Raw genomic sequence first — 8901 nt, 5'->3', positions numbered from 1 at the left:
CACTCGGCGGGATCGGTGAGATCGGCCGCAACATGACCGTCTTCGAATACGGTGGTCGGCTACTCGTCGTCGACTGCGGTGTGCTGTTCCCGGAGGACCAACAGCCCGGCGTCGACCTGATCCTGCCGGACTTCCGGTACATCGAGGATCGGGTGGACGAGATCGAGGCGATCGTCCTGACGCACGGTCACGAGGACCACATCGGAGCGGTGCCGTTCCTGCTCAAACTGCGAGCGGATATCCCGGTGGTCGGTGCCCGCTTCACCTTGGCACTGGTGGCCGCGAAGTGTCGGGAACACCGGCTGCGTCCCAAGCTGATCGAGGTGCGCGAGGGTGGCCGCGACAGCTTCGGTCCCTTCGACTGCGAGTACTTTGCCGTTAACCACTCGATACCCGACGCGCTCGCCGTGGCGATCCGCACCCCGGCCGGTCTGGTGCTGCACACCGGCGACATCAAGCTCGACCAGCTGCCGCTGGACAATCGGCTCACCGACCTGGCCGGGTTCAGTCGGCTGGGCGATGAAGGCGTCGACCTGTTCCTGGTGGACTCGACCAATGCCGAGGTGCCCGGCTTTGTGACGCCCGAACGCGAGATCGGCGGGGTGCTGGACACGGTGATCGGGAAGGCCCGCCAACGCGTGATCGTGGCCTCCTTCGCCAGCCATGTGCACCGGATCCAGCAGATCGTCGACGTCGCCCGGGCACACGGCCGCAAGGTCGCTTTCGTCGGTCGGTCGATGGTTCGCAATATGGCGATCGCCCAGGAACTGGGCTACTTGCATATGCCCGAGGGCGTCGAAGTGAACATCGATACCGCCGCCACGCTGCCCGACGACAAGGTTGTTCTCGTCAGCACTGGCTCGCAGGGTGAGCCGCTGTCGGCGCTCTCGCGGATGGCGCGCGGTGAGCATAATCAGATCAACATCCGCGCTGACGATCTCGTGGTGCTCGCGTCGTCGTTGATTCCCGGTAATGAGAACTCGGTCTTCGCCGTGGTGAACGGTCTGGCCAAGCGCGGTGCGACCGTGGTGACACAGGCCAGCGCCAAGGTGCACGTCTCCGGACATGCCTCGGCAGGCGAGCTGCTCTACCTGTACAACGCCGTGCGACCGTCCAACGCCATGCCGGTGCACGGTGAATGGCGCCATCTACGCGCCAACGCCGCGCTGGCCGAGGCCACCGGCGTCCCGGCCGACCGCATCATGCTGGCCGAGGATGGCGTAACCGTCGACCTGGTCGATGGCCGCGCGCGAATCTCCGGCAAGGTGCCGGTTGGCTTCGTCTATGTCGACGGTCTCTCAGTGGGCGATGTCAGCGAGTCCACCCTCTCGGACCGGTTGGTCCTGGGGGAGGGGGGCTTTATCTCGATCACCGTGGCTGTGGACCGGCACACCGGTCGCGCGGTGAGCCGTCCGCAGATCTCCGGCCGCGGCTTCTCCAACGACCCCGGAGCACTCTCTGGTGCCGCGGAGCTGGTCGATAGGGCGCTCACCGAACTGGCCAACGACGGCGTCACCGACAGTCACCGCATTGCGCAGGGTATCCGGCGCACGGTGGGCCGCTGGGTCGCACAGGTCTACCGACGCCGGCCGATGATCGTACCCACGGTCATCGAGGTCGATTCCGACGACGCCTGACCGGGCGGGTCGGTGGCGATCACGTTTTCGACACAACATTTCGACGCGCCGCTGTTACCCGTGTGACTGGTGTGAAGCCAAGGCACTAGGGTGTTCCCTATGGCTTCTCAGGCAAGCACGCGCCGTGCCGCGTCCACATCCGGTCGCGGCGGATCGGCTGGCAACAGCTCCGGCGGTACTCGTTCCCGCTCGGGCAACACCTCCCGTCCCCGCACCACTTCAGCTGCGGCGGAGCCTCGCCGAGCGACCAGTGGCGCCCGCAACGCACCCCGCAACGGCGGCGGCCGGGCTCCGGCCCGCCAACAGTCGCAGGAGTTGCACCACGGACCGTCGACGCTCGGCACGCTAGGTCGCGGAATCGGCCGGGGAGTGGCTGGCGCCTGGAACCTGTCAGCGCGCGGACTCGGTGGCGTCTACCGCATCGGACTGAAGCCGCTGCCGGACCCGGACGACGCCGACTACGTACTCGAGCACGTCCGTTCGCCGCGCCGTGACGGCACCGCCCTGGCGCTGACCCTGAGCGCCGTGCTGGTGATCGCCAGCGTCTGGTTCGACGGTCTCGGTGCCATCGGTGCGGTTGTCGACACCGGCGCCCGCTACGTCGTCGGCTCCCTTGCCTACGTGCTGCCGATCGTGCTGCTGGCCGTCGCCATACTGGTGACCCGCCGCGGTGCCAATCCCTCGCGCCGCACTCGCAACATCGGCGGCGGACTGCTTCTAGGAGTGTCGATCCTCGGCCTGGCACATCTGGTTACCGGTGCACCCACCGAGCAGGTGGCCCGCGGCGGTTCCGCGGGGTTCGTCGGCTACGTCCTGGGCACCCCGCTGACCCAGGCGGTGACCGTCTGGGTATCGGTACCGATCTTCGTCCTCTGCGGCATCGGCGGCCTGATCGCGTTGAGCGGCAAGACGATCGGCGAACTCGTCGATGGCATCAGCGCCTACCTGGGCGTCGGTGCCTATCGTGGCGAGTACGACGATGCCGCTTCCACCGACGACGACTACGCCGACGACGACTACGCCGATGAGGTGTCCGACGTTGACGCGTCCGACGCCGTCGGTGCTTACGGTGACGACGGTGACTACGGCGACCCGTACGAGAACTACCCGCCGGACGCGCGCGGACGCGCGGCCGCGAATCGTCGTCGGCCGGTGGACTTGCCCGCTGAGCGCGCCGACCGCTCCGAGCGCCGACCGGCCCGGCCCACCGTTGGCGCCCATCGTGATGCGCAGATCGACGACCAGTACACCGAGCCCCTGTTCGACGGCGTCGCCGAGAACCAGCCGACCGCACCGATCGGCCCGGCCGCGCGCACGGCTAAACCCACGCCCAAAGCCAAGCCGCAGCCGATGGTCAAGCCGCAGCCGAAGGCCAGGCCCGCGGCGGCGTCGGACTCCGATTACCAACTGCCGTCGACCGATCTGCTGATCGACGGCGACCCGCCGAAGCTTGGCAGCGCCACCAATGACGACATGATCGACCGCATCAACGGGGTGCTCGACCAGTTCAAGGTGGATGCGGCGGTCACTGGCTACACGCGGGGCCCGACGGTCACCCGCTACGAGGTCGAACTCGGCCCGGCCGTCAAGGTCGAGAAGATCATCCAACTGCAGCGCAACATCGCCTATGCGGTGGCCACCGACAGTGTTCGACTGCTGGCGCCGATCCCAGGTAAGTCGGCCGTCGGAATCGAGGTGCCCAATGCCGACCGCGAGATGGTGCGCCTGGCCGACGTCCTCAACGATCCGCACAGCTCGGTCGATGCGCATCCGATGCTGATTGGCCTGGGCAAAGACATCGAGGGTGACTTTGTCAGCGCCAACCTGGCCAAGATGCCGCACCTGCTGGTGGCCGGGTCCACCGGTTCGGGCAAGTCCAGCTTCGTGAACTCGATGCTGGTCTCGCTGCTGACCCGGGCGACCCCGGAGGAAGTCCGGCTGATTCTCATCGACCCGAAGATGGTCGAGCTCACACCGTACGAGGGCATTCCGCACCTGATCACGCCGATCATCACCGAGCCGAAGAAGGCGGCCGCCGCGTTGGCGTGGCTGGTCGAGGAGATGGAGCAGCGCTACCAGGATATGAAGGCCTCGCGCGTGCGGCACATCAACGACTTCAACGCGAAGGTGCGTTCCGGCGAGATCAGTACGCCGCTGGGTTCACAGCGCGAGTACAAGCCGTACCCGTACATTCTGGCTGTCGTCGACGAGCTCGCCGATTTGATGATGACGGCGCCGCGCGATGTAGAGGACGCCATTGTCCGCATCACGCAGAAGGCGCGTGCGGCCGGTATTCACCTGGTGCTGGCCACGCAGCGCCCGTCGGTCGATGTGGTGACCGGTCTGATCAAGACCAATGTCCCGTCGCGACTGGCGTTCGCCACCAGCTCGTTGACCGACTCGCGGGTCATCCTGGACCAGCCGGGAGCAGAGAAGCTGATCGGTATGGGAGACGGCCTGTTCCTGCCGATGGGGGCGAATAAGCCGGTCCGCATGCAGGGCGCATTCATCACCGATGAGGAGATCAACGCCGTCGTCGAGTTCGCCAAAGAGCAGAGCGAACCGGTCTTCGTCGAGGGTGTCACCGCAGCCAAAGCCGCGGACAAGAAGGATATCGACGCCGATATCGGCAACGACCTCGACGATCTCTTGCAGGCGATCGAACTCGTGGTGTCCAGCCAGTTCGGTTCGACGTCGATGCTGCAGCGCAAGCTGCGTGTCGGCTTCGCCAAAGCGGGCCGCCTGATGGACCTGATGGAAACGCGCGGCGTCGTCGGACCGAGCGAAGGCTCCAAGGCGCGCGAGGTGCTGGTGAAGCCCGAGGACCTGGCCGGACTGATCGCCTCGATCACCGGCGGCGGAGACGATACCGACGACGACTCGGCGCCTTTCTGATCCGCGCCGCCATGCCGTAAGGTTGGCGGCACGATCAGGAGGGGAGTATCCCCCCGACGATGATCTCGTCAATACGATGACGCCAGGGCAGGTGTGCCCATCACACCGGTTCGCGTCGTCCGGGACATCGGTCCGCCCGCAGACTCCGGTTAGCGGGTGGATGGGAGAGACCTCCAGCATCGCTTCATTTGTGTTGCGCGCTGGAGGTTGGCTGCTCGATGGATGTTTCCGTACTTACCTGGGTGATCACCTGTCTGGTGATCGCCGGCCTGTTTGTCTTTGATTTCTTCTCCCACGTGCGGGTACCGCACTCCCCGACGCTCCGCGAATCCGGCTTCTGGTCGGCCGTGTACATCACGTTTGCGTTGATCTTCGGTGGCTTCGTGTGGTGGAAATGGGGCAGTACCTACGGCGGCGAGTACTACGCCGGCTTCGTCACCGAGAAGGCGCTCTCGGTCGACAACCTCTTTGTTTTCGTGATCATCATGACCAAATTCATGGTGCCGCGGATCTATCAGCAAAAGGTGCTGCTGCTCGGCATAGTGATGGCGCTGGTGATGCGCGGTGCGTTCATCGCCGTCGGCGCCGCGGCCATCGCCCGCTACAGCTGGGTCTTCTACCTCTTCGGCCTCTTCCTCATCCTGACCGCCGTGAAGCTGGTCACCGAGAGCGACGAGCCGGTACAACATGAACGCGAACGCGAAGGCCGGATCGAGCGGTTCGCCAAGCGGTTCCTGCGCACCACCGACACCTACGACGGCGATAAGTTGTTCACCCTGGAGAACGGCAAGCGCGTGGCGACACCGCTGCTGGTGGTGCTGATTGTCATCGGGTTCACCGACGTGCTGTTCGCGCTTGACTCGATTCCGGCGATCTACGGCCTCACCCAGGAGCCGTATCTGGTGTTCGCGGCCAATGCCTTCGCCCTGATGGGGCTGCGACAGCTGTACTTCCTACTCGGCGGCCTGCTGGACAAGCTCATCTACCTGTCGTACGGACTCTCGCTGATCCTGGCCTTCATCGGCGTGAAGCTGGTACTGCACGCCCTGCACGAGAACACGCTGAACTTCATTAACGGCGGTGAGCATGTGCCGGTGCCGGAAATCTCTACCGCGCTCAGTTTGAGCGTGATCGGCGTGACGCTAGTGGTGACCACCGTGGCGAGTCTCCTGGTCAGCCGGCGAAGGGCCCGTACACGTTCGTCCACTCTTTGACGGTGGTGGCGTCGATGGCTCCGACGAGGGCAAATGGATCGTGGGAGAGCAATTCTGCGGCGGCCCGCTCGTCGTCGGCGTGCACCATCAACAGCGCCCCGCTGCCGTCGCTGTAGGGGCCGACCAACAAGATTCGGCCGACCGCGTGGCCGTCGCCGAGCCACCGGCGATGGGCCGGACGATGCTCATCGCGCAGGGTCGCGCGGTCGGGATGATAGGTGTACTCGACGGCATAGTTCGGCATGCACCTGACCCTAGTGGGCAGGGTCAGAGTACGACCAGCATGCGGGTGTTACCCAGCGTGTTCGGCTTGACGTAGCTCAGGTCGAGGAATTCGGCGACACCCGTGTCGTAGGAACGGCACATCTGCTCGTACACCTCGTGGGAGACCGGCGTGCCTTCGATCTCGACGAAACCGTGTCTGCCGAAGAACCCCACCTCGAAGGTGAGCACGAAGACGCGATGCAGTTCCAGTTCGCGCGCCACATCGAGCAAATGCGCAACGATCCGATGCCCGATGCCGCGACCGCCGGCCGCCGGGTCGACGGCCACGGTGCGCACCTCACCGAGGTCGGCCCACATCACGTGTAAGGCGCCGCACCCGAGCAGCGTGTCGTTGCCCTCGGCGACCCAGAACTCCTGCACAGATTCGTACAGGGTGACCAGATTCTTGCCGAGCAGGATTTTGCCAGCGTAAATGTCGATGAGTTCCTTGATACGCGGCACATCGGAGGTCCGCGCGCGCCGGATGACGACGTCGTCGGGTTGAGGGGGGATGGGAGCCTGCGGTGCAGCGGACATAGCTGTAGACAATAGACCCGCCCTGTGCAGTGCCCCGGAGGTGCGGGCCGTTACTGTGGTCAGGTGACCGAGCCCCGCCCTTCCGTGCAGACACCGTCGGCGGTGTCCGCGTGGAACATCGCGAATGGGCTGACCGTCTTCCGGATCATTCTGGTGCCGATCTTTGTCGTCGTGCTGTTTATCGACGACGGGAACTCGACGCCGTGGCGGATCGCGGCCTTCGTCATCTTCGCCGTCGCGGCGATCACCGATCAGCTCGACGGGCGGATCGCCCGGTCCCGGGGGCTGGTGACCGACTTCGGCAAGCTCGCCGATCCGATCGCCGACAAACTGTTGATCGGGGCGGCGCTGGTCGGACTCTCCGTTCTGGGCGTGATTCCGTGGTGGATTACCTCGGTGATCCTGGTTCGCGAGATCGGCGTGACCCTGCTGCGCTTCTGGGTGGTCCGGCACGGGGTGATCGCCGCGAGCCAAGGAGGAAAGCTCAAGACGCTGCTGCAGTCGATCGCGATCGGATTGTTGGTGCTGCCGTTGCCCGGCCCGGTCTTTACCGGGGCGATGTGGCTGCTCTACGCCGCGGTGGTGGTGACCGTGGTGACTGGGCTGGACTACGTGTGGCGCGCGCTGGTGTTGCGACGCTCGGCGCGAGCGTGAGCATTCAGGTTCGGCTAATGTGGAATCCTGACCCGCAATGCGAGGACGAAGGAGTGGTCGTTGGCAGTGCTGCTGCGTGAGGCGCTCGGTGACGAGTTGCGCCGACTACGGACCGATCAGGGACGCACCCTGCGTGAGGTCTCGACCTCGGCGCGAGTGTCGTTGGGCTACCTGTCCGAAGTCGAACGCGGACAGAAAGAAGCTTCCAGCGAACTCCTCGCGGCAATCTGCAGCGCCCTCGAGGTGCCGGTCGGGGTGGTGTTGACTCGGGTCGGCGCCGTCATGACCCCGGCGATGGTCGAGATCCCGATGGTGATCGGTGCTGCGGGTACGCCGGGCGGATCCCTCGCCGCAGCCTGAGCCGCGCGGTACAGTTTTTTCAACCTCGACCAGCCAGACATAAGGGAGATATCGGAACGATGGCGAATCCGTTCGTGAAGCTGTGGCGCTATTTCACCGCCTGGAGCAATGACACGATTGACCAGAAGGCTGATCCGCGAATCCAGATCGAGCAGGCCATCGGCGATGCGCAGCGTCAGCATGAGGCGCTCTCCAAGCAGGCCGCCGCGGTGATCGGCAATCAGCGCCAGGTCGAGATGCGACTGAACCGGCAGCTGGAGAAGATCGAGCAGTTGCAGGCGAATGTTCGGCAGGCGTTGACCTTGGCCGACCAGGCCGCTGCCGCCGGTGATACCCGCAAGGTCACCGACTACACCAACGCCGCCGAGTCCTTCGCCGCGCAGTTGGTGACCGCCGAGCAGAGCGTCGAAGACCTCAAGGTGCTGCACGACCAGTCGCTGACTGCGGCCGGGTCGGCCAAACAGGCGGTCGAGCGCAACGCCGTCGTCCTGAAGGGCAAGCTCGACGAGCGCACGAAGCTGCTCGGTCAGCTGGAGCAGGCCAAGATGCAGGAGCAGGTCAGTGCCTCGCTGAACCAGATGAGCGAGCTGACCGCGCCAGGCAATACCCCGAACCTGGATCAGGTGCGCGAGCGTATTGAACGCCGCTACGCCAACGCCCTCGGGTCAGCCGAGCTAGCCCAGGATTCGGTCGCCGGCCGGATGATGGAGGTTGAGCAGGCCAGCGTGCAGATGGCCGGGCACGCCCGCCTCGAAGCGATCCGCGCCAGTATGGGCATTGAGGCACCGAAGGTGCAGGCACAGGTCGAATCCGGGGATACCGGTCCCGGGACGCAGGCGGGCAACTGACCCGTATCGCCCTGGTGGCCGGGTCGGACGCCGGTCACGCCCTCACTGCCCTCGGGCTGGCCCAGACCCTTGTGGCGGCCGGTGACGAGACGGTCGTCTACACCGGTCTGCGCTGGGTGCAGGCCGCGCAGCGGCGCGGCCTGGTGGTCGCCGATCTGCCCGGTCTGGCCGCCCGGGACGACGACGACGATTCCGACGCCGGAGCCAAACTGAGCACCCGCGCGGCGCGCATGGCACGCGAGCTCGCCCCCGAACTCGCGCTCGGCGGATACGACCTGGTAATCAGCGATGCGATCACCCTGGCGGGCGGCTGGGCGGCCGAACTCTGCGGTGTGCCGTGGATCGAATTGTCTTCGCATCCCCTCTACGAACAGTCCCGCGGGCTGCCGCCGATCGGAGCGGGATTGGCCGTGGGCACCGGTGTCCGGGGGCGACTGCGCGATCATCTCCTGCGTGCGGTGAGTGCGCCGGCGTTGGCGCGCGGCCGGGCGC

Annotated in this window: 7 protein-coding genes and 2 pseudogenes; 7 read left to right on the top strand and 2 right to left on the bottom strand. The window is 65.7% G+C overall.

The genetic code is table 11. The features are described from left to right. From WAW85_RS10285 to WAW85_RS10275, 3 genes are all read left to right on the top strand, one after another. The coding region (locus WAW85_RS10285; protein WP_422559518.1) for a ribonuclease J at window positions 1-1637 on the top strand (1637 nt) is incomplete at its 5' end. 99 nt (window positions 1638-1736) lie between these two features. Further along, window positions 1737-4532, top strand: coding sequence for a DNA translocase FtsK 4TM domain-containing protein (locus WAW85_RS10280; protein WP_422559517.1), 2796 nt, complete (start codon window positions 1737-1739; stop codon window positions 4530-4532). A gap of 218 nt (window positions 4533-4750) precedes the next feature. Further along, entirely contained in the window at window positions 4751-5746 is a 996-nt protein-coding gene (locus tag WAW85_RS10275) for a TerC family protein (protein WP_422559516.1), read from the top strand. Here the strand turns inward: WAW85_RS10275 and WAW85_RS10270 are convergent. Both WAW85_RS10270 and WAW85_RS10265 read right to left on the bottom strand, forming a co-directional pair. Then, on the bottom strand, window positions 5706-5990 hold the full coding sequence (locus WAW85_RS10270) for a YciI family protein (RefSeq protein WP_422559515.1): 285 nt from the start codon (window positions 5988-5990) through the stop codon (window positions 5706-5708). The genes WAW85_RS10275 and WAW85_RS10270 overlap by 41 nt on opposite strands. Window positions 5991-6013: 23 nt before the next feature. Beyond that, window positions 6014-6547 (bottom strand): amino-acid N-acetyltransferase, encoded by a 534-nt coding sequence (locus tag WAW85_RS10265; RefSeq protein ID WP_422559514.1) that lies wholly within the window; start codon window positions 6545-6547, stop codon window positions 6014-6016. A 63-nt stretch (window positions 6548-6610) separates the two neighbouring features. Here WAW85_RS10265 and pgsA point away from each other — a divergent pair, with 63 nt between their 5' ends. The 4 genes and pseudogenes from pgsA to WAW85_RS10245 form a co-directional block, all read left to right on the top strand. Next, window positions 6611-7201, top strand: coding sequence for a CDP-diacylglycerol--glycerol-3-phosphate 3-phosphatidyltransferase (gene pgsA, locus WAW85_RS10260; protein ID WP_422559513.1), 591 nt, complete (start codon window positions 6611-6613; stop codon window positions 7199-7201). A gap of 60 nt (window positions 7202-7261) precedes the next feature. Beyond that, window positions 7262-7561 (top strand): helix-turn-helix domain-containing protein, encoded by a 300-nt coding sequence (locus WAW85_RS10255; protein ID WP_422559512.1) that lies wholly within the window; start codon window positions 7262-7264, stop codon window positions 7559-7561. Between the two features lie 59 nt (window positions 7562-7620). After that, window positions 7621-8346: pseudogene (locus tag WAW85_RS10250) on the top strand (PspA/IM30 family protein); the annotation flags it as partial. Window positions 8347-8414: 68 nt separating this feature from the next. Then, window positions 8415-8901 (top strand): annotated as a pseudogene (locus WAW85_RS10245) (glycosyl transferase); the annotation flags it as partial.

The organism is Gordonia sp. (in: high G+C Gram-positive bacteria) (genome assembly GCF_049299075.1).
Lineage (GTDB): Bacteria > Actinomycetota > Actinomycetes > Mycobacteriales > Mycobacteriaceae > Gordonia.
This window is presented reverse-complemented; position numbering and strand designations above follow the sequence as displayed.